This is a genomic window from Streptomyces sp. NPDC046215, assembly GCF_040646215.1.
GTDB classification, from domain to species: Bacteria; Actinomycetota; Actinomycetes; order Streptomycetales; family Streptomycetaceae; genus Streptomyces; species Streptomyces stramineus.
In genome coordinates this window covers 1-21,456 of record NZ_JBEYZW010000053.1, presented here as the reverse complement: position 1 = coordinate 21,456, position 21,456 = coordinate 1, and the positions used below count along the sequence as shown (strand labels likewise).

Genomic DNA, 21,456 nt, shown 5'->3' with positions numbered 1-21,456 from the left:
AGGCGTACGTGACCACTATGGAGAAGACCGCGAACGTCCCCGAACCCCGGGCGGCGGACGGCAAGGGCGGCCCGCTGCTCGAAGTCCGCGACCTGCACGTGGAGTTCCACACCCGCGACGGCGTCGCGAAGGCCGTCAACGGCGTCAACTACTCCGTCGACGCCGGTGAGACCCTCGCCGTGCTCGGCGAGTCCGGCTCCGGCAAGTCCGTGACCGCGCAGGCGATCATGGGCATCCTGGACATGCCCCCCGGGAAGATCCCGCAGGGCGAGATCCTCTACCGCGGCCAGGACATGCTCAAGATGTCCGCCGAGGAGCGGCGGAAGATCCGCGGCAGCAAGATCGCCATGATTTTCCAGGACGCCCTGTCCTCGCTGAACCCCGTGCTCAGCGTCGGCTACCAGCTCGGCGAGATGTACCGGGTGCACCAGGGCCTGTCGAAGAAGGACGCCAAGGCCAAGTCCATCGAGCTGATGGACCGGGTCCGCATCCCGGCCGCCGCGGCGCGGGTGAACGACTACCCGCACCAGTTCTCCGGCGGCATGCGCCAGCGCATCATGATCGCGATGGCGCTGGCCCTGGAGCCCGACCTGATCATCGCGGACGAGCCGACGACCGCGCTGGACGTCACCGTCCAGGCCCAGGTCATGGACCTGCTGGCCGAGCTCCAGCGCGAGTTCAACATGGGCCTCATCCTCATCACCCACGACCTCGGTGTGGTGGCGGACGTCGCCGACAAGATCGCCGTGATGTACGCCGGCCGGATCGTGGAGACGGCGCCGGTCCGCGAGCTGTACAAGCGCCCCGCGCACCCGTACACCCGCGGCCTGCTGGACTCCATCCCGCGGCTGGACCAGAAGGGCCAGGAGCTCTACGCGATCAAGGGCCTGCCGCCCAACCTGCTGCGCATCCCCTCCGGCTGTGCCTTCAACCCGCGCTGCGGCAAGGCGCAGGACATCTGCCGCACCGAGACGCCGGCCCTGCAGCCGGTCGCCGAGCGGGACGGCGCGGAGCTGGCCGGCCGGGGCAGCGCGTGCCACTTCTGGAAGGAGACGATCCATGGCTGAGCTCGACAAGTCCGGCAAGAAGGGCGACGCCGTGGCCGACGTGACGCCGAACGTCACCGATGTGGTGGCCAGCGACGCCAGCACGACCGCCGAGGTGGAGGCCGTCCTCGACGCGCCCGCGGGCCGCGGCGAGCCGATCCTCCAGGTCCGCAACCTCGTCAAGCACTTCCCGCTGACGCAGGGCATCCTGATCAAGAAGCAGATCGGCGCGGTCAAGGCCGTCGACGGCATCTCCTTCGACCTGTACCAGGGCGAGACGCTCGGCATCGTGGGCGAGTCCGGCTGCGGCAAGTCGACCGTCGCCAAGCTGCTGATGACCCTGGAGACGGCCACCTCCGGCGAGGTCTTCTACAAGGGCCAGGACATCACCAAGCTGTCCGGCCGCGCGCTGAAGGCCGTGCGCCGCAACATCCAGATGGTGTTCCAGGACCCGTACACCTCGCTCAACCCGCGGATGACGGTCGGCGACATCATCGGCGAGCCCTTCGCCATCCACCCCGAGGTGGCACCGAAGGGTGACCGCCGCAAGCGGGTCCAGGACCTGCTGGACGTCGTCGGCCTCAACCCCGAGTACATCAACCGGTACCCCCACCAGTTCTCCGGCGGTCAGCGCCAGCGCATCGGCATCGCGCGCGGCCTGGCGCTCAACCCGGAGATCATCATCTGCGACGAGCCGGTGTCGGCGCTGGACGTGTCCGTCCAGGCCCAGGTCATCAACCTGATGGAGAAGCTCCAGGACGAGTTCAACCTCTCCTACCTCTTCATCGCGCACGACCTGTCGATCGTCCGGCACATCTCCGACCGGGTCGGTGTGATGTACCTCGGCAAGATGGCCGAGATCGGCTCGGACACGGCGATCTACGACCACCCGACGCACCCCTACACCCAGGCGCTGCTGTCGGCCGTCCCGGTCCCCGACCCCGCCGCCCGGGAGGGCCGGGAGCGCATCATCCTCACCGGTGACGTGCCCTCCCCGGCCAACCCGCCGTCCGGCTGCCGCTTCCGCACCCGCTGCTGGAAGGCGGAGGACAAGTGCGCCGAGGAGGTGCCGCTGCTGGCGGTGCCCGAGGTCTTCGCGGGCCTGGACACCCCGGCGGCGCACGAGTCGGCGTGCCACTTCGCGGAGGAGAAGCAGGTGGTGGGCGCGGCCTGACCGCCGCCGTCCGCAGCGAGCCGCGTGAGGGCTCCCCCGGGATCTTCCGGGGGAGCCCTCACGCGTGCCCGGCCGCCCGGGGACGCGGCGGTTTCCGCGCGAGGTGTACCCGGACGGCGGCCATAACAGTGCGGAGAGTCATGGAATGAGGTGTCATTTGGGTCCTAAGCGCGATTTTTAGGACCCGAGGAGGCATGCCATGCGTGGAGCCGCGCGCGCCCAGTGGGCCGCCTGTGGGCTGTCGGTCGTGCTCGTGGCCTCCGGGTGCGGAGGAGGCGGCGGCGCGGGAAAAGGCGTGGTGCGGGCCTCCTGGGGGGATCCGCAGAACCAGCTGGAGCCCGCCAACACCAATGAGGTCCAGGGGGGCAAGGTCCTGGACATGATCTTCCGCGGGCTCAAGCGCTACGACCCGAAGAGCGGCGCCGCCGAGAACATGCTCGCCGAGAAGATCGAGACCACCGACCAGCAGAATTTCACCGTCACCGTGAAGGACGGCTGGACCTTCAGCAACGGCGAGAAGGTCACCGCGAAGTCCTTCGTGGACGCCTGGAACTACGCGGCCCTGGTCGACAACAAACAGAAGAACGCCCCCTTCTTCGAATACGTCGACGGCTACGACAAGGTCCACCCCGCCGGCGGCACCGCGAGCGCCAAGACGTTGTCCGGCCTGGCCGTCAAGGACGACCGCACCTTCACCGTCAAGCTGCGGACCAAGTTCTCCACCTGGCCCGACACCCTCGGCTACACCGCCTACGCGCCGCTCCCGCGGGCCTTCTTCGACGACCACGCGGCCTGGCTGAAGAAACCCGTCGGCAACGGCCCGTACGTCATCGACTCCTACACCAAGGGATCCGCGATGCGGCTGCGGAAATGGGACGGCTACCCGGGCGAGGACAAGGCCCGCAACAACGGGGTGGAACTGCGGGTCTACACCGACAACAACACCGCCTACACCGACCTCCAGGCCGGCAATCTCGACCTGGCCGACGACATTCCCAGTGCCCAGCTCAAGAACGTCAAGAAAGACCTCGGTGACCGCTACATCAACCAGCCGGCGGGCATCGTCCAGACCGTCGTCTTCCCGATGTACGACAAGAACTGGTCCGGCGAGGGCCGGGAGAAGGTCCGCCGGGGCCTGTCCATGGCGATCAACCGCGAGCAGATCACCGAGCAGATCTACCACCGGACCCGCACCCCCGCCACCGACTGGACCTCACCCGCCCTCGGCGACAAGGGCGGCTACAAGGCCGGCCTGTGCGGCGACGCGTGCGACTACGACCCCGCCACCGCGAAGAGGCTGATCGAGGAGGGCGGCGGCCTGCCGGGCGGCCGGATCACCCTCACCTCGAACGTCGACACCGGTTCCCACCGGGTGTGGATGGACGCCGTCTGCAACAGCATCAACAACACCCTCGGCAACGACAAGGCATGCACCGTCAACCCCGTCGGCACCTTCGCCGACTTCCGCAACCAGATCTCCGAGCACCGGCTGACCAACCCGTTCCGCTCCGGCTGGCAAATGGACTACCCGCTCGCCCAGAACTTCCTCCAGCCCCTGTACTACAGCGGCGCCTCCTCCAACTACGGGAAGTTCAGCGACCCGGAGTTCGACAAACTCGTCGACGAGGCCAACGCCGAGAGCTCCCAGGACAAGGCCAACGCCAAATTCCAGGACGCGGAGCAGATCCTCGCCGAACAGATGCCGGCCATCCCCCTCTGGTACCAGAACGGCAGCGCCGGATTCTCCCCGCAGATCTCCGACGTGACGCTCAACCCCTTCAGCGTCCCCGTGTACGAGCAGATCAAGGTCGGCTGACCCCGGCGTCCGTCAAAGGGAGCCGCCCCGCCAAGGGCGCCCGGCCTCCCCTCCCCACACCCCGGAGCCCCCATGGGACGGTATGTGATCCGGCGGCTGCTCCAGATGATCCCGGTCTTCATCGGCAGCACGTTCCTGATCTTCTTCATGGTCTACGCCCTGGGCGACCCCGTCGCCGCGCTCTTCGGCGACCGGGCACCCGACCCGGCGACCGCGGCGCGCATCCGCGCGGACCTCTACCTCGACGAGCCGCTGTGGAAGCAGTACCTGCACTACATGGGCCAGATCCTCACCGGTGACTTCGGCACCGCCTTCAACGGCCAGGACGTCACCGAACTGATGGCGAACGCCTTCCCGGTGACCCTGCGCCTGACGCTGGTGGCGATCCTCTTCGAAATCGTCGTCGGCCTCGCGCTCGGCGTGCTCAGCGGGCTGCGGCGCGGGCGCTCGATCGACACCGGCGTCCTGCTGCTCACCCTGATCGTCGTCTCCATCCCGACGTTCGTCAGCGGCTACGTGCTGCAGTTCCTCTTCGGCGTGAAGTGGGAGCTGGTCTCCCCGGCCGTCTCCCCGGAGGCCCCCTTCGACGAGTTGCTCCTGCCGGGCGTCGTGCTGGCCCTGACCTCGCTTGCCTACGTCACCCGGCTCACGCGCACCACCGTCGCGGAGAACTCCCGCGCGGACTACATCCGCACCGCCGTCGCCAAGGGCCTGCCCCGCCACCGGATCATCACCCGGCACCTGCTGCGCAACTCCCTCATCCCGGTGGTCACCTTCATCGGCACCGACATCGGAGCGCTGATGGGCGGCGCCATCGTCACCGAGCGGATCTTCAACATCCACGGCGTCGGCTTCCAGCTCTACCAGGGCATCCTGCGCCAGAACTCCCCGACCGTCGTCGGCTTCGTGACGATCCTCGTCATCGTCTTCCTGCTGGCGAACCTGCTGGTCGACCTCCTCTACGCCGTGCTCGACCCGAGGATCCGCTATGCCTGAATCCCACGGAACACAGGACGCCATCACCCCCGGTGACGGCGGGGCGATGACCCTGGCCACCGAGGACGCGCAGACCCTGGAGGGCGGCCCGGTACCCGGCGGCCCCGGCAGCGGCAAGGACCGCAGCCTGTGGTCCGACGCCTGGCACGACCTGCGGCGCAACCCCGTCTTCGTGGCCTCCGGCCTGGTCATCCTCTTTCTGGTGCTGATCGCGCTCTGGCCTGGTCTGATCGCGAGCGGAAACCCCCTCGCGTGCGACCTCGCCCGGGCCCAGGAGGGCTCCCAGGCCGGGCACCCCTTCGGCTTCGACGCCCAGGGCTGCGACGTCTACACCCGGACGGTCCACGGGGCCCGGGCCTCCATCGCCGTCGGCGTCTGCGCCACGGCGGGGGCCGCCCTGCTCGGCAGCGTGCTGGGCGGGCTGGCCGGGTTCTTCGGCGGCTGGTGGGACGCGCTGCTGTCCCGGATCGCCGACATCTTCTTCGGCATCCCGATCGTCCTCGGCGGGCTGGTCTTCCTCTCCGTGGTCACCAGCGGTTCGGTGTGGCCCGTCGTCGGGTTCATCGTGCTGCTGGGCTGGCCGCAGATCTCCCGGATCGCCCGCGGCTCCGTGGTCACCGCCAAGCAGAACGACTACGTCCAGGCGGCCCGGGCCCTGGGCGCCGGCAACCGGCGGATGCTGCTGCGGCACATCGCGCCCAACGCGGTGGCGCCCGTCATCGTCGTGGCGACCATCGCGCTGGGCACGTACATCGCTCTGGAGGCGACGCTGTCGTTCGTGGGCGTCGGCCTGAAGCCGCCCACCGTGTCCTGGGGCATCGACATCTCCAACGCCTCCCCCCAGATCCGCAACGCCCCGCACATGCTGCTGTGGCCCGCGGGGGCGCTGAGCATCACGGTGCTGGCGTTCATCATGCTCGGCGACGCGGTGCGCGACGCCCTCGACCCCAAACTGCGCTGAGGAGCGGGCGGATGGAGCACCCGAACGACGAGCCGGCGACCCTGCTGGACGTGCGCGACCTCCAGGTGGAGTTCCGCACCCGGGACGGCGTGGCCAAGGCGGTCAACGGCGTCAGCTACAGCGTGGCGGCCGGCCGGACCCTGGCGGTGCTGGGGGAGTCGGGGTCGGGCAAGTCGGTGACCGCGCAGGCGATCATGGGCATCCTCGACTCGCCGCCGGGCTTCGTCACCGGCGGCCAGGTCCTCTTCCGCGGCCGGGACCTGCTGACCATGGGTGCCGAGACCCGCCGCCGGGTGCGGGGTGCCAAGCTGGCGATGATCTTCCAGGACGCGCTGTCCTCGCTCAACCCCGTGATGAGCGTGGGCGCCCAGCTCGCCGAGATGTTCCAGGTGCACGAGCGGATGGCCCGCAAGGACGCCCGGGCGAAGGCGGTCCAGCTGATGGACCGGGTCCGTATCCCGGCCGCCAAGGAGCGGCTGGGCGACTACCCGCACCAGTTCTCCGGGGGGATGCGCCAGCGCATCATGATCGCGATGGCGCTGGCCCTGGAGCCGGACCTGATCATCGCGGACGAGCCGACGACCGCGCTGGACGTCACCGTCCAGGCCCAGGTCATGGACCTGCTCGCGGAGTTGCAGCGCGAGTACCACATGGGCCTCGTCCTGATCACCCACGACCTGGGCGTCGTGGCGGACGTCGCGGACGAGATCGCGGTGATGTACGCCGGCCGCATCGTGGAGACCGCCCCCGTGCACGCCCTCTACGCCGCCCCCGCCCACCCGTACACCCGCGGCCTGCTGGACTCCATCCCCCGCCTGGACCACAAGGGCCGTCAGCTCTACGCGATCAAGGGTCTGCCGCCCAACCTGACCGCGATCCCGCCCGGCTGCCCGTTCAACCCCCGCTGCCCCAAGGCCCAGGACATCTGCCGCACGGACCGGCCGCCGCTCTTCGCCGTGGCCCCCGGCCGCGCCAGCGCCTGCCACTTCTGGAAGGAAACCCTCGATGAGCGCTGACGGCGAGGCGATTGTGGAGGTGCGGGACCTCGTCAAGCACTACCCGCTGACGCAGGGCATCCTCTTCAAACGGCAGATCGGCGCCGTCCGGGCCGTCGACGGCATCTCCTTCGACCTGCGGCGCGGCGAGACGCTCGGCATCGTCGGGGAGTCCGGCTGCGGCAAGTCGACGGTCGCGAAGCTGCTGGTCAACCTGGAACGGCCGACCAGCGGGCAGATCCGCTACAAGGGCGAGGACATCACCCGCCTCTCCGGCCCCGCCCTCAAAGCCGTGCGCCGCAACATCCAGATGGTCTTCCAGGACCCCTACACCTCGCTCAACCCGCGGATGACGGTCGGCGACATCGTCGGCGAACCGTTCGAGATCCACCCGGAGGTGGCGCCCAAGGGCAGCCGGCGGCAGAAGGTGCGCGAACTGCTGGACGTCGTCGGCCTCAACCCCGAGTACATCAACCGCTACCCGCACCAGTTCTCCGGCGGTCAGCGGCAGCGCATCGGCATCGCCCGCGGCCTGGCCCTGCGCCCCGAGGTGATCGTCGCCGACGAGCCGGTCTCGGCCCTGGACGTGTCCGTACAGGCCCAGGTCGTCAACCTGCTGGAGCGGCTGCAGAACGAGTTCGACCTGAGCTACGTCTTCATCGCCCACGACCTGTCGGTGGTGCGCCACATCTCCGACCGGGTGGCGGTGATGTACCTCGGCCGCCTCGCCGAAGTGGGCACCGGCACCCAGATCTACGAGCACCCCACCCACCCCTACACGCAGGCGCTGCTGTCGGCCGTGCCCGTCCCGGACCCCCAAGCGCGGGAGCGGCGCGAGAGGATCCTGCTCGCGGGGGACGTGCCCTCGCCGGCCCACCCGCCGTCCGGCTGCCGCTTCCGCACCCGCTGCTGGAAGGCGAAGGAGAAGTGCGCGCAGGTGGTGCCGCCGCTGGAGGTGCCCGACTGGTTCCGCGAGGGCGGCGAGCCGACGGGGCATCCTTCGGCTTGCCATTATGCGGAGGAGCGGAGTGTGGTTCCTCCGGTCGGCTCCGCCGGGGGGGAGGGGGCGTAGGGGGTGCCCGGCGGCTTTTCGGCTGCGGGCCGTCGTGGCCGTCTGCGGCGGCGGGCGCCCTGCGGGCGCGTCCTCAAGCGCCGGACGGGCTGGATTTCGGCGGGCGCTCCGCCGCCCGCAGCGCCGGGTCCAGGATGACCTCCGTGGTGCGCCGGACCGTCGGCGGCTCCGGGAAGTGGCAGGCCGCCAGGTGCCCGGCTGCGCTGTCCGGCCGGCGCACCAGCGGCGGCGCCTCCTCCGCGCACTTCTCCGTCGCCTTCCAGCACCGGGTGCGGAAGCGGCAGCCTGACGGCGGCCGGACCGGGGACGGCACGTCGCCCGCGAGGCGGATCCTCTCCCGGCCACCTCCGGCCGGTACCCCCTCGTCCATGAGGTCCGACGCCTCGGGGACGGCCGAGAGCAGCGCGTGGGTGTAGGGGTGGCGCGGCCGCTCGTAGATGTCGTCGCGGTCGCCCACCTCGACGATCTTCCCGAGGTACATCACGGCGACGCGCTGCGAGAAGTGCCGTACGACGGCGAGGTCGTGGGCGATGAAGAGGAACGCGATGCCCAGCTCGCGCTGGAGCCGCTGGAGCAGATTGATCACCTGGGCCTGGATGGAGACGTCCAGGGCGGAGACGGGCTCGTCGGCCACGACGATCCGGGGCTCCAGGGCAAGGGCGCGGGCGACGCCGATGCGCTGCCGCTGGCCGCCGGAGAACTCGTGCGGGAAGCGGTTGAAGTGCTCGGCGTTAAGACCCACCGTCTCCAGCAGCTCGCGCACGCGCCGCTCACGGCCGCCGGGCGGGCGCAGGCCGTTGATCTCCATGGGGCCGGAGATGATCCGGCCGACCGTCTGCCGGGGGTTCAGCGAGGCGTAGGGGTCCTGGAAGACCATCTGGATCTCGGGGCGGACCGGTGCCAGCGCCCGGCGGTCCGCGTGCGTGATGTCCCGCCCCCGGTAGGTGATCCGCCCGGCGGTCGGCTCCAGGAGGCGCGTCAGCAGCCGCCCGGTGGTGGACTTCCCGCAGCCCGACTCGCCGACCAGGCCGAAGCTCTCCCCGGCCAGGACGGTCAGGTCGATGCCGTCCACGGCCTGCACCGCGCCGACCGTGCGCTTGAAGGGGAAGCCGGCCCGGATCGGGAAGTGCTTGGTCAGCCCCTCGGCGACGAGCAGCGGCTCGCCCCCGGGCGGGGCCTGACGGGGCGCGGGCGGCAAGGCGTTCTCGGTCATGGCGTATGGCTCCTCAGCCCAGTCGGGGCTTGATCTGCTCGGCGAACGTCGTCCGCTGCTGGTCGTCCGTGAGGTGGCAGGCGGCTCCCCGGCCCGCCGGCAGCCGGGGCCGCTCGGTGCGGCAGCGGTCCCCGCCCACGGCCGCCGTAAAGGCGCAGCGCGGATGGAAGGGGCAGCCGGGCGGCGGGGCCAGGAGGCTGGGCGGCGTCCCGGGGACGGGGGTGAGCGGCTCCTCGACGTCCGACGCCAGGCGCGGCATCGAGCCCAGCAGCCCCCAGGTGTACGGGTGCCGGGGCGAGCGCAGCACCTCGCGGACGGTGCCGCGCTCGACGGCCCGTCCGGCGTACATCACCAGCAGTTCGTCCACGGTGTGGGCGACGACGCCCAGGTCGTGGGTGATGAGGATGATCGACGAACCGGTCTGCTGCTGGAGGTCCTTGAGCAGGTCGAGGATCTGCGCCTGCACCGTCACGTCGAGCGCCGTCGTCGGCTCGTCGGCGATCAGCAGCTCGGGGTCGCAGACGAGCGCCATCGCGATCATCGCCCGCTGCCGCATGCCGCCGGAGAACTGGTGCGGGTAGTCGTCGGCGCGCAGCGCGGCGTGCGGGATGCCGACCTTGTCGAGCATCTCCACGGCCCGCTGCCGGGCCTCGCGCCGGGACGCGCCGGTGTGCTTGCGGAAGGGCTCGGCGATCTGCCGGCCGACGGTGTAGTAGGGGGAGAGCGCGGTGAGGGAGTCCTGGAAGATCATGGCCATCTTGTTGCCGCGCAGCTTCTCCAGGGTCGGCTCCGGCGCGCCCGTCAGCTCCTGCCCGTCCAGCAGGATCTCGCCCCGGATCTCCGTCCGCCGCCGGTCGTGCAGCCCGAGGACGGCGAGGTTGGTGACGGACTTCCCCGAGCCGGACTCCCCGACGATGCCGAGCGTCCGGCCGCGCTCCAGCTCGAAGTCCAGCCCGTCGACGGCCTGGACGACGCCGTCCTCGGTGTCGAAGCGCACGTACAGGTCCCGCACGGAGAGGAAGGCTCTGGTCTCGGTCACGGCGGTGGTACTCCTGGGTGTCGGGCGGCTGCGGAGCGGTCCTGGTGAAGTCCGGTGCGGGGAACTGCGCGACCAGCCACGACGCACCCGCGGCCGGCGTGCCGGGCTTCCGGCGGAGCGCTCAGGCGAAGCGCACGCGCGGGTCGATGAAGGCGTAGGCGGCGTCGACGACGATGTTGGCGACGACGATGGCCGTGCAGCCGACGAGCATCACGGCCATCAGGGTGGGCAGGTCGGTCTCGCTCACCGAGGAGACCGCCAGCCGGCCCAGCCCGTGCAGGCTGAAGGTGAACTCGGTGATGATCGCGCCGCCGAACAGCGAGCCGAGGTCGATGCCGAAGATGGTGACGATCGGCGCCATGGCCCCCCGCCAGGCGTACCGGAAGAAGACCGTGCGCCGGCCCAGCCCCTTGGCGCGCGCGGTGCGCACATGGTCCTCGCCGAGCTGCTCGATCATCTGTGAGCGCGTCATCCGGCTGTAGTTGGCGATGAAGATGATGGAGAGCACCAGCCAGGGGATGAGCATGCCGGTGAACCACTTCACGGGGTTCTCGGTGATCGGGTGGTAGGCGGGGTTGTCCATCCAGTGCAGCCCGCTGACGAGGACGGCCAGGGCGATGACGCCCACGAAGTAGATCTGCAGGGCGTTGCCGACGAGCGACAGGGAGCTGACGAACTTGTCGACCCAGGTGCCCCGGAAGGCGGCGGCGAGCATGCCGATGCCGATGCCGACGACGAGGAAGACGAACGCGCCGCCGAGCGTGATGGACAGCGTGGTCGGGAAGCGGTCGACAATGGTGCCCCAGACCGGCTGCTGGTTGGAGAAGGAGTAGCCGAAGCAGGGGGCCGGGCAGTGGCCGACCTGGAAGTCGCGGCCCGCGAAGATGCCCGCCATGTAGTGCCAGTACTGCACGGGCACCGGGTCGTCGAGGCCGAGGTTCTTGTTGATGAGGGCGATGGCGTCCGGGGTGCAGTTCTTGCCGCAGGACATCAGCGCCGGCTGGGAGGGCAGCGCGAAGAAGAGGGTGAAGGTGATCGCGCTGATCAGCAGGATGATGACGAGCGCGCCGAGCGAGCGGCGGGCGAGGAATCGAAGCATGGGGTCGCGGTCTCCGGTCGGCGGGTCGCGGCGGGCCCGGCCGGGGCACGGGCCCGGCCGGGCGGGGAGCGGGGCTGCGCCCGGCTACTTCACGTAGACGCCGGTCGGGTCGACGGTCCCGTAGACCGGGTGGTACTTCACCCCGCCGAGGTTCGAACCCCACAGCGAGAACTGCCGGTTGTAGAACGTGGGCGCCGCCGGGGCCTCCTCGGTGAGGATCCGGTCGGCGAGCTTCTGCCACGCGGGGCCGGCCTGCTTCACGTCCGGGATCTTGCTGATGCGGTCGACCTCGGCGTTGACGGCGGGGCTGTTGAGGTGGCTGTAGTTCTGACTGCCGTCGGCGATCTGACGGCCGTCGAAGAGCAGCGGGACGACGGTCGAGGAGACGGGCCAGTCCGCGCCCCAGGAGTTGCGGTAGATGTCGAACTTGTTCTTCACCTCGGCGATGGCGGTCCGCCAGGTGTTGGAGTCGACCTCCTTCTTCTGCACCTTAAAGCCGGCCCGCTCCAGGGCCTGGGCCACCACCACGGCGACCTTCTGGTGGACGTCGGTGTTGGCGTACGCGTAGACGATCTCCTGGCCTTCCTTGCCGGCCTCCTTGAGCAGGGCCTTGGCCTTCTCCGGGTCGCCGTTGGGCTTGGCCTTCTTTCCGTAGGGGTCGGTCGGCTGGTAGCCGTCCATCGCGGGCGAGAGGTAGTTGGTGGCCAGGAGCCCGGCGGACGCCCCGCCGTTCTGCTGGAGCACCTGCCCGTTGGGCATCGCGTGGACGATCGCCTTGCGGACCCGTACGTCCTTGATGCGGTCGACGTTGATGGTCATGTAGTCGACGTAGGGCTGGACCTCGATGAAGCGGCGCCGCTCGGTGTCGGCCTGGAGCACCTTCTCCGTCATCTCGGGGGCCACGGCGTTGGAGAACGACAGGCCGTTCTTGTCGCCGCCCTGATCGGCGAGGAGGCGCCGGGTGGAGTCGGCGTACTGGTGGCCGAAGCTGATGTCGAACCTGTCGGCGTACTGGTGGCGGACGGGGTCCGTCCCGGGGTCCCAGTTCTCGTTCTTCACCAGCGTCAGGGATTTGCCGACCTTGTAGTCGCCGACTTTGTACGGCCCCGAGGAGAAGGGGGCGTTGTCGTACTTCTGCTTGGTGTCCTTCTCCGCCTTGACGGCGCCGATGTTGGGCATGGCGGTCGCGAAGGGGGTGTCCGCGTGCGGCTGAAGGAAATGGAAGATGACGGTCCGGTCGTCGGGGGTGTCCAGCACCGAGGAGGGCAGGTGCTGCCCCTTGTACGGGCCGTCCGGCAGGGCCTTGCGGAAGGTGCTGCCCTCACCCGAGAGCCACTGCGGGATGTAGAGCGGGCCGTCGGACTGGTAGGAGGCGTAGAGCCGCTCGACGCTCCACCGCACGTCCTTGGAGGTGATGGGGGAGCCGTCCTCGAATTTCAGTCCCTCCTTGAGGGTGAACTTCCAGGTCTTCCCGCCGTCCGAGGCGGTGCCGGCGTCCGTGGCCAGATCGCCGACGACCTTCACCTGCCCCTTGTCGCCGATCTTGTAGGCGGTCAGGGAGCGGTTGTAGAGCAACTGGTTGGCCAGGACGTCGGCGTAATAGATCTGCCCCGGGTCCAGGTGGTGGAAGGCGTCGCGCTGGAGCACGGTGACGGTGCCCCCCTTCTTCGCCCCCGGGACGCCGGGCGCCGGGCCGGTGGAGTCCTCCTTGGTGCCGATGGAGTAGTTGGAGGACTTGGTCTTGTCCTCGCCCGGCCCCTGGCTCTTGTCGCCTCCGCCGCCCCCGCCACCGCTGCTGCACGCGGCGAGCACCAGGGCCCCGGCCGCCAGCGCCGCGGCCCCGCAGCGCCGGGCTCCTGGCCTGTGAGAAGTCTTCATGGATCGATGCACCTGCCTGTCCGTAGAAAACTGGTAAGGCGTTGCGTCAGTTGTGGGGCCGGCCGCCGGAGAGCGCCCGGGCTAGCGTTTGGTCTTCGGGTCGAAGGCGTCCCGGACCGAGTCCCCGAGCAGATTGAAGGCGACCACGAAGAGGATCATCGCGAGGCCGGGGAAGAAGATATAGGTGATGTCGCTCTCGTAGTAATGGGCGCCGTTGGCGAACATCCGGCCCCAGTCCGGGGTGGGTTCCACGATGCCGACGCCGATGAAGGAAAGGCCCGCCTCGATGGTCACGATCGAGGGCAGCATCAGCGTCGACTGCACCAGGATCGGCGTCCAGAGATTGGGCAGCAGTTCCTTGCGGATGATGCGCCAGGGCGAGGCGCCGGTGACCTTCGCCGCCTCGACGAACTCCCGCTCCCGCAGGCTCAGGACCTGCCCGCGCAGCAGCCGCGCCAGGCCCATCCAGCCCAGCACCCACAGCACGAGGATCAGCGTCAGCACCCGCAGGTACGTCGGCGTCTCCTTCTCCGGACTGACGAAGAGGGAATAGACGACCGGGGTGAACGCCACGAACGACAACTGCGAGGGAAAGGCCAGCAGCAGATCCGTGAAACGGCCCAGGAGATAGTCCGTCCGGCCGCCGAGATAGCCGGCCGTCACCCCCACCAGAACGCCGGTCAGCACGCACAGCACGGTGGCCGCCGCGGCGATGAGCAGCGAGGTGCGGATTCCGTAGACGAGCTGCGTCAGGACGTCCCGTCCCAGTGTCGGCTCGATACCGAACCAGAAACGGCCGGAAATACCGCCGTTGGGCTGCACGGGATAGCCGAACTCATTGAGCAGGCCCGGTTCGTTGAGCCCGTAGGTCGTCGTCGGATTCTTGCCGTAGAGCCGGGAGATCAGCGGGGCCGCGAGGGCGACGAGGAAGAAGAACGCCACGACGTACGCGGAGACCACCCCCGCGCGGTCGCGTCTGAAGCGACGCCACATCAGCTGCCCGGGCGAGCGCCCCGCGAGCTCCACGGGAGCGGCCAGGCTCTGGGAAGTACCCGTCATCGCGCAAATCCCCCGTCGTCGGGACAGCCCCCGCGAACAGCCGGCACGCGGTGGGTTGAGCGGACTGTGGCAATGGATTTACGGCGCAGTCAAGGGGGCTGCGGGCCCGGAGGCGGCCGGGTCCGGCATCTTGAGCGAAGGTTGTGCAGATCGACGACGCGGCGTGCTTGACAGGGCTGCCGGGCACGCCGCGCCGCGGGACGGTCAGGACAGGCCGAGGGACCGCTTGAGGAAGTCGACCTGGAGCAGCAGGAGATTCTCCGCGACCTGCTCCTGCGGGGTCATGTGCGTCACCCCGGACAGCGGCAGCACCTCGTGCGGCCGGCCTGCCGCGAGGAGGGCCGAGGAGAGCCGCAGGGTGTGCGCGGCCACGACGTTGTCGTCGGCCAGCCCGTGCACGATCATCAGCGGCCGGGCCTGCCCGGCGGCCTCCGCCAGCCCCTGCTCGGTGACCAGGGAGTTGCGGGCGTAGACGCCCGGCTGCTCGCCCGGGTCGCCGAGGTAGCGCTCCGTGTAATGGGTGTCGTACAGACGCCAGTCCGTGACGGGGGCGCCCGCGACACCCGCGTGGAAGACGTCCGGGCGGCGCAGCACGGCCAGCGCCGCCAGGTACCCGCCGTAGGACCAGCCCCGGATCGCGACCCGCGAGAGGTCCAGCGGGAAGCGCTCCGCGAGCGCCCGGACCGCGTCCACCTGGTCGTCCAGGGTGACGCCCGCGAAGTCGTCGCGCACGGCCTTCTCCCAGGCGGGGGAGCGGTGCGGGGTGCCCCGCCCGTCGGCGACCACGACCGCGAAGCCCTGGTCGGCGAACCACTGCGAGGTCAGGTGGGCGTTGTGGGCCGCGACGACGCGCGGCCCGTGCGGCCCGCCGTACGGGTCCATGAGGACCGGCAGCGGGCCGTCCCCCTCGGCGTAACCGGTCGGCAGCAACACGGCGCACGGAATGCGGCGCGCGCCTGCTTCGGTCAGCCGCACGCGGGCGGACAGCACCGGCGTATGGGCGTGCGAGGCCACGGACGCGACCCGCTTGCCGTCGCGCACCACCTCGACCGACGCACCGCTGCGCTCCAGTGACGCCGACACCAGCACCGTGACCGCGCCCGAACGCACCGCCGAATGCCATCCACGGCCCTGGGAAATGCGTTCCACGCCGTCCTCGGTGACCCGGTAGACGTGGGTCTCGCCGGTCTCCGGGGCGGTCGCACCAGGTCCTGCCGACGCCGTGACCAGCACGTCCTCCTCGGAGACGTCCAGCACGGCGCGGACGTGCAAGTGCGGTCCGGTCAGCGTGCGGCCGCCGACCACCAGCACCCGGGCGCCGTCCTCGTCGGCGATCCGTACGAGTCGGCCATCGGGGGTCCACACGGGCACGCCAGGGAAAAGATCCAGCCAGATTGGGTCCTCGTCCGTGTGTGCCACTCGGGTCGCACCCGTCTCGGTGTCCACCGTCAGGCACAGCTGGCTGCGCTGGTCACGGGCCTGCACCAGCAGCAGGGGCGGGCCGCCGGCGGACCAGTGGACGCGCGCCAGGTACGGGTGGGCCTCGCGGTCCCACACGATGTCCGTCCGGCCCCCGCCGAGCCGCAACAGGGACAGCGACACCTCGGCGTTGGGGGTGCCCGCCGCCGGGTAGGCGACCTCGGCCGGCCGGCGGTCCGGGTTGGCCGGGTCGGCGATCCACCAGCGGCGCACGGGCGCGTCGTCCACGCGCGCGGCCAGCAGGGACTCCCCGTCCGGCGCCCACCAGAAGCCGCGCGCCCGGTCCATCTCCTCGGCCGCGACGAACTCCGCGAGCCCCCAGGTCACGGTGGGGCCCTCGGGCTCGGCCAGGGCGCGGTCACCGCTGCCGTCCGCCTCGGCGACGCGCAGCGCGCCGCCGGTCACATAGGCGATGCGGCGGCCGTCGGGCGAGGGGCGCGGGTCCACGACGGGCTGCGGCACGGGCAGTTCACGGGCGGTGCCGCCGTCGCGCAGCCCGGCGACGAACAGCCGCCCCGACAGCGCGAACGCGGCCGTCTCCACCGCGCTGTCCACGGCGTACCCGACGACGCCCGCGGACCCCTCGCGGCTGCGCTCGCGCCGGGCCCGCTCCTCGGCGGACAACTCCTCGTCGGCCCCGCCGAGCAGGACCGCCGGGTCGGCGGCCGGGTGCTCCCGCCCGGTGGCCGGATCGAGTACCCACAACACGTTGGCGCGGTCGGTTCCGGTACGGGAGCGAAGGAAGACGACGCGCGAGCCGTCCGGCGACACGCTGAAGGCGCGCGGCGCGCCGAGGGAAAAGCGCTGAGTACGAGCGTGCTGCCGCGGGAACGAGAGCTCTCCTGTCATGCGGGCGAGCCTACGGCGGGGCGGCGAGAACTCGCCGTGCGCCCCGGGTGTGCCCCTGTGCACCGAGTGATGGAGAGGCTGCAGAAAGTTATGATCGCTGGCGCACGGTGGCCGCGCCGTGGAGGACGTCGCTGTATCGGTGTTGCCGTTCCTGCCGATGCGTCCCCTCCGCGGGGTGTCCGTCAGCCGTGTGCCGTGGCGTTCGTCAGCTTGTCCGCCGCGGCGCCCGGCCCGTCGTCCGTCCGTCATGTCCGTCCGACCCGCTTACTGGAGGTGAACCGCCGTGGCACTCTCGATTTCGGCGGTGGTGCTGCTGGCGATCATCGTCTTCCTGCTGGTCCGGAAGTCGGGGCTGAAAGCGGGCCACGCCGTGGTCTGCGTGCTCCTGGGCTTCTACCTGGCGAGCTCGTCGATCGCCCCGACCCTCAACCAGCTGACGTCGAGCGTCACGGGGATCATCAACAGCATCAAGTTCTGACCCGTGGGGGAAAAGGTCCTCCGTACGGGCGGCTCCCCGCGGGGGCGGCGGGGCTCGTAGGCTGTTCCCCATGACCGACCGCTCCCACTTGCCAGGCCGCCGGCTGCTCCTGGTGCACGCGCACCCGGACGACGAATCGATCAACAACGGCGCGACCATGGCCAAGTACGCCGCCGAAGGGGCCCACGTCACCCTGGTGACCTGCACCCTCGGTGAGGAGGGCGAAGTGATCCCGGCCGGCCTGGCCCACCTGGCGGCCGACCGGGACGACACCCTCGGCGCCCACCGCATCGGCGAACTCTCCGCCGCGATGGCCGAGCTGGGCGTCACCGACCACCGCTTCCTCGGCGGCCCCGGCCGGTACCGCGACTCCGGCATGATGGGCGCCCCGCAGAACGAGCGCCCCGAGTGCTTCTGGCGCGCCGATGTCGACGAGGCCGCCGCGTACCTCGTTGAGGTGATCCGCGAGGTCCGTCCGCAAGTGCTGGTCACCTACGACCCCGACGGCGGCTACGGCCACCCCGACCACATCCAGGCGCACCGCGTCGCGATGCGCGCCGTGGAGCTGGCCGCGGAGCCGGCGTTCCGCCGCGATCTGGGCGATGCCCACACGGTCGCCAAGGTCTACTGGAACTGCGTGCCGCGCTCCGTCGTGGAGGCGGGCTTCGCACGGCTGCGCGAGCGGGGCGAGGACAAGCTCTTCCCCGGCATCGCCTCGCCCTCCGACGTACCGGGCGTCGTCGCCGACGAAGAGGTGACGGCGGCGATCGACAGCTCCGCCTACGCGCCCGCGAAGGCGGCCGCCATGCGGGCCCACGCCACCCAGATCGCCGTGGACGGCCCGTTCTTCGCGCTCTCCAACGATCTGGGGCAGCCGCTCCTCGCCGACGAGTACTACCGGCTCGTCCGGGGCACGGCCGCGGCCGGCCGCGAGGACGACCTCTTCGCGGGGGTGGGCGCGTGACCGGCCTGGCGTCCCCGCTCAACGGCGCGCGCCTGGCCGCGTATGCCGGGCTCGGCGCGCTCGGGGCCCTGGTCGGGGCCGCGGGGGCGCTCGTCCAAGGCGGCTGGTTCCCCGGCGGGTTGCTGCTCGCCCTGCTGGGCATCGCCGGGCTCTGCTACGGCGGCATCACCGCCACCCGCACCAGAACCGGCGGCGTGGTGCCCGGAGCGGGCTGGCTGCTGGCGGTGCTGCTGCTGACCGCGAGCCGGTCCGAGGGCGACTTCCTCTTCGGTGCCGGAATCGGGTCGTATGTCTTCCTGCTGGGAGGGATGGCCGTGGTTGTGATGTGCGCCACGCTGTCGAAACTGCCGCAACCGGGCGGGCCTTCGGTCCGACTTGGCAAGTGACGTGACGATTTCCGCCTGACGCGTCCGAGGCGCCAAGACACCCTTCGCCCCTTGTGTCGCCGGGGTGATCCAGCGGCCGTCAATCGCGCGTCCGCGGTGCCCAGTATGGTGGTGCGCGCCGCCGAGCCGCCCGAGCGAGGTCATGACGGGCGGCGGAGCTAACCGGGAGAACCTGCTTTGAGCCGTGAATCTGACAGTTCGTCCTCCGGGCCCCAGGGGCGCGGTGGCGCCGCTTACCCGTCGGGGACCCCGCCGTACGGAACCCGCCACCCGTCACAGGACGGCGGCGGCAGCGAGGAGCCGGCCATGGCGCCGAAGCCGGAAGAGCCCAGGACCGAGACCACGCTGACGACGCGGATCCGCATCAACATCCCCGGCTCGCGGCCCATCCCGCCGGTCATCATGCGGACGCCCGTCGACGAGGGCGGCCCCGCCGCGGACAACGCCGCCGCGCCCGCGCCGGGCCCGGCCGCCGCGCAGGGACCGGGCACCGCCCCCACGGGCGGCGCCGAGCGCAAGCCCGCCCTGCCCCGGCGCCCCGAGCCGTCCGCGGCTCCCGCGCGCCCGGAGCCGGAGCGCCCGTCGGGCGCCGCGGCGAAGGACAAGACCAGCGACTGGTTCGCCCCGCGCAAGTCCGGCCCGGCGGCCCCCGCCGCGCCCGCGCAGGCGGCCCCCCGCCGGCAGGCACCCGGCGGCACCACGCCGCCCGCGGGCGACCCCCAGACCACGGCGGCGACGCCGTGGCCGGGCGACTCCGCGGCGCCGGGCGCCCCGCAGCAGTCCTCCCCGCCGGTCGACGACTGGCCCGTCAGCCCTTCGACGACGGCGGCCACACCCTGGCCCGCCGACGGCGCCGCGGGCACCCCGGGAACGGGTTCCGCTTCACCCGTCGACGACTGGCCCGTCAGCCCCTCGCCCGCCACCGGGACCCCCGGCGCGGGCACCGGCGGGGCGCCGTGGGTGCGCGAGGGCTCGGTGCCCACAGCCGCGCAGCAGCAGGCACAGCAGCAGCAGAACGCCCAGCAGCAGCCCGCCGCGCCCGTCGACGACTGGCCGGCCGGCCCGGTGGCGGGGACGCCGCAGTGGCAGGCCGACGCCTCCGCGGCCCGCGCCGCGCGAGGTTCCGGTTCGCAGGTCGACGACTGGCCCGGCGCCTCCGGAACCGCTGGTTCCGCAGGATCCTCCGGGCCCTCCGCGCCCGGTGGCGCGGGCGGTGCCGGCGCCCCCTGGCAGGGTGTGCCCTCCGACGGCATGTCCACCACGGGCGCGACGCCCTGGCCCGGCGAGCCCGCCACGCCGCAGACCACGGGCAGCACCCCCTGGCCCGTCGACCCGATGGCCACGGGCACCAACCCGATCATGCAGTCCACCCCGCCCATGAGCACGGGCGCCCCGGCGTGGAACGACGGCGCGGACAGCACCCAGCAGTTCCCCGCGCCCACCATGGACCAGGGGACGGCCACGCCGTTCGCCGCTCCTGCGGGCGGAGCCGCCTTCGCGGGCGGCCGTACGGACACCCCCCGCGAGGGCACGCCGCGCGTCCCCGCACCGAACGGCGGCGCGCCCGCCCCGGCCGGCAAGCAGCAGCCCAAGGGCGGCGGCAAGGGCGGCAAGGGCGGCGGCAAGAAGGGCGGGCCCAAGCCCCCCGCCGCCGGTGGCCAGGCCGGCGGGCAGACGCGCGTCGGCGGCGTCCCCGCCGTCCCCCCGCCGCCCGGCCCCGGGCGGAAGGCCGCTGCCGTGGACTCCGGCGCGCCCCGCGTGCCCGTCCCCAAGCCCAAGGTGCCCGGCCCCGGCGCGGCCGCTCCCGCGGCGCAGAGCGCGCCCAAGAGCGCCCCCAAGGCCGCACCGAAGGCCGCGCCCAAGAAGCAGGGCCGCTCCAAGCTCGTCCTGCTCGGCGGCGGGCTCGTCGGCCTGGTCGCCGTCGCGTACGGCGCGGGCCTGGCCCTCGACCACGCGGACGTGCCGAAGGGCACGACCGTGCTCGGCGTGGCCATCGGCGGCAGCTCCAAGGAGGACGCCGTCCAAAAGCTCGACACCGCGCTCGGCGACCGTGCCGCCAAGCCGCTGAAGGTGTCGATCGGTGGCAAGGAAGCACAGCTCAAGCCCGCCGTGGCGGGCCTGTCCATCGACACCCAGGCCACGGTCCGGGCGGCGGCCGGGCGGGACTACAACCCGCTCACCGTCATCGGCTCCCTCGTCGGCGGCGGCCGCACGGCCGAGGCCGAGATCGTCGCGGACGAGGAGAAGATCGCCTCCGCGCTCAAGGCGCTGGCCGGCGAGTCGGGCTCGTCCAAGGACGGCACGATCAAGTTCGAGCCGGGCAAGGCCGTGCCCGTGTACGGCCAGGCGTACGAGGGCGTGGACACCGACAGCGCGGTCAAGACCGTCGCCCAGGCGTACCGCGACCGCGCCGCCACCGGCGAGGACAAGCCCGTCACGCTGCCCAGCTCCCACCAGCAGCCGAAGGTGAGCAACGCCGAGGTCGACCGGATGATGAAGGACTTCGCGAAGCCCGCGATGTCGGGGCTCGTCACCGTCCAGGTCGACGCCGCGCACAAGATCCAGTTCGGTCCGGACCGTTCGCTGCCGAAGATCCTGGCCGTCAAGGAGGTCGGCGGGAAGCTCGTCGACAACTACAACCTCGAAGCGCTCAAGGAGCTGTACGGCACGGCCTTCAACGGCGTGCTCATCCAGCGCGGCGACGGCACCAAGACGCCCGTCCAGCCGACGGACGTCGTGGGCCCGCTGCGCAAGGCGCTGCTCGGCAAGACGCCCGCCGAGCGGATCGCCACGATCCCGGTCAACGGCAGCTGACGCACCGCGTCACCGGCGAGCCCCCGTGCCACTCGGCACGGGGGCGCGCCCCGCGCCGCGCTCCCCCCGCACCCCAGACAAAATTGATAGTCGGCACACGACGGCGGACACAGCACACACCCCCGCTGACCACGCACG

General features: G+C 71.4%; 17 protein-coding genes. 11 read left to right on the top strand and 6 right to left on the bottom strand.

Annotated elements, in window-relative coordinates; all coding sequences use genetic code 11:
* The first annotated feature begins 8 nt into the window (after positions 1–8).
* From ABZ951_RS22250 to ABZ951_RS22220, 7 genes are all read left to right on the top strand, one after another.
* The gene (locus ABZ951_RS22250) at positions 9–1,067 is read left to right on the top strand and encodes an ABC transporter ATP-binding protein (protein ID WP_344094734.1); all 1,059 of its coding nucleotides are present in this window, start codon (positions 9–11) and stop codon (positions 1,065–1,067) included.
* A complete protein-coding gene (locus tag ABZ951_RS22245; protein ID WP_344094736.1) occupies positions 1,060–2,220 on the top strand; it encodes a dipeptide ABC transporter ATP-binding protein in 1,161 nt (386 codons plus the stop codon). Before ABZ951_RS22250 ends, ABZ951_RS22245 begins: the two co-directional genes overlap by 8 nt.
* Before the next feature lie 199 nt (positions 2,221–2,419).
* A complete protein-coding gene (locus tag ABZ951_RS22240; RefSeq protein ID WP_344094738.1) occupies positions 2,420–4,036 on the top strand; it encodes an ABC transporter substrate-binding protein in 1,617 nt (538 codons plus the stop codon).
* Between the two features lie 72 nt (positions 4,037–4,108).
* Positions 4,109–5,032 carry an ABC transporter permease gene (locus ABZ951_RS22235; protein ID WP_344094740.1) on the top strand — a complete coding sequence of 308 codons (924 nt, stop codon included), beginning with the start codon at positions 4,109–4,111 and terminating at the stop codon, positions 5,030–5,032.
* Positions 5,025–5,993, top strand: coding sequence for an ABC transporter permease (locus tag ABZ951_RS22230; RefSeq protein WP_344094742.1), 969 nt, complete (start codon positions 5,025–5,027; stop codon positions 5,991–5,993). Before ABZ951_RS22235 ends, ABZ951_RS22230 begins: the two co-directional genes overlap by 8 nt.
* 11 nt (positions 5,994–6,004) lie before the next feature.
* On the top strand, positions 6,005–7,009 hold the full coding sequence (locus ABZ951_RS22225; protein ID WP_344094744.1) for an ABC transporter ATP-binding protein: 1,005 nt from the start codon (positions 6,005–6,007) through the stop codon (positions 7,007–7,009).
* A complete protein-coding gene (locus ABZ951_RS22220) occupies positions 6,999–8,060 on the top strand; it encodes a dipeptide ABC transporter ATP-binding protein (protein WP_344094746.1) in 1,062 nt (353 codons plus the stop codon). Before ABZ951_RS22225 ends, ABZ951_RS22220 begins: the two co-directional genes overlap by 11 nt.
* A 73-nt stretch (positions 8,061–8,133) precedes the next feature.
* Here ABZ951_RS22220 and ABZ951_RS22215 read toward each other — a convergent pair whose 3' ends face one another.
* From ABZ951_RS22215 to ABZ951_RS22190, 6 genes are all read right to left on the bottom strand, one after another.
* Positions 8,134–9,273, bottom strand: coding sequence for an oligopeptide/dipeptide ABC transporter ATP-binding protein (locus tag ABZ951_RS22215; protein WP_344094748.1), 1,140 nt, complete (start codon positions 9,271–9,273; stop codon positions 8,134–8,136).
* Positions 9,274–9,286: 13 nt separating this feature from the next.
* The gene (locus ABZ951_RS22210) at positions 9,287–10,312 is read right to left on the bottom strand and encodes an ABC transporter ATP-binding protein (RefSeq protein WP_344094749.1); all 1,026 of its coding nucleotides are present in this window, start codon (positions 10,310–10,312) and stop codon (positions 9,287–9,289) included.
* A gap of 121 nt (positions 10,313–10,433) precedes the next feature.
* The gene (locus ABZ951_RS22205) at positions 10,434–11,411 is read right to left on the bottom strand and encodes an ABC transporter permease (RefSeq protein WP_344094751.1); all 978 of its coding nucleotides are present in this window, start codon (positions 11,409–11,411) and stop codon (positions 10,434–10,436) included.
* Between the two features lie 84 nt (positions 11,412–11,495).
* Entirely contained in the window at positions 11,496–13,289 is a 1,794-nt protein-coding gene (locus tag ABZ951_RS22200) for an ABC transporter substrate-binding protein (protein WP_344094753.1), read from the bottom strand.
* Between the two features lie 81 nt (positions 13,290–13,370).
* Positions 13,371–14,348, bottom strand: a complete 978-nt coding sequence (locus ABZ951_RS22195; RefSeq protein WP_344094755.1) for an ABC transporter permease — start codon at positions 14,346–14,348, stop codon at positions 13,371–13,373.
* Between the two features lie 204 nt (positions 14,349–14,552).
* On the bottom strand, positions 14,553–16,676 hold the full coding sequence (locus tag ABZ951_RS22190; protein WP_344094757.1) for an alpha/beta fold hydrolase: 2,124 nt from the start codon (positions 16,674–16,676) through the stop codon (positions 14,553–14,555).
* A gap of 283 nt (positions 16,677–16,959) precedes the next feature.
* Here ABZ951_RS22190 and ABZ951_RS22185 point away from each other — a divergent pair, with 283 nt between their 5' ends.
* From ABZ951_RS22185 to ABZ951_RS22170, 4 genes are all read left to right on the top strand, one after another.
* Positions 16,960–17,154, top strand: a complete 195-nt coding sequence (locus tag ABZ951_RS22185) for a hypothetical protein (RefSeq protein WP_344094759.1) — start codon at positions 16,960–16,962, stop codon at positions 17,152–17,154.
* A 70-nt stretch (positions 17,155–17,224) separates the two neighbouring features.
* On the top strand, positions 17,225–18,118 hold the full coding sequence (gene mshB / locus ABZ951_RS22180; protein WP_344094761.1) for an N-acetyl-1-D-myo-inositol-2-amino-2-deoxy-alpha-D-glucopyranoside deacetylase: 894 nt from the start codon (positions 17,225–17,227) through the stop codon (positions 18,116–18,118).
* A 5-nt stretch (positions 18,119–18,123) separates the two neighbouring features.
* Positions 18,124–18,504 carry a DUF6113 family protein gene (locus tag ABZ951_RS22175; RefSeq protein WP_344094763.1) on the top strand — a complete coding sequence of 127 codons (381 nt, stop codon included), beginning with the start codon at positions 18,124–18,126 and terminating at the stop codon, positions 18,502–18,504.
* A gap of 306 nt (positions 18,505–18,810) precedes the next feature.
* Complete coding sequence (locus ABZ951_RS22170; protein ID WP_361280512.1) at positions 18,811–21,318, top strand: hypothetical protein; 2,508 nt, start codon at positions 18,811–18,813, stop codon at positions 21,316–21,318.
* Positions 21,319–21,456: the final 138 nt, after the last annotated feature.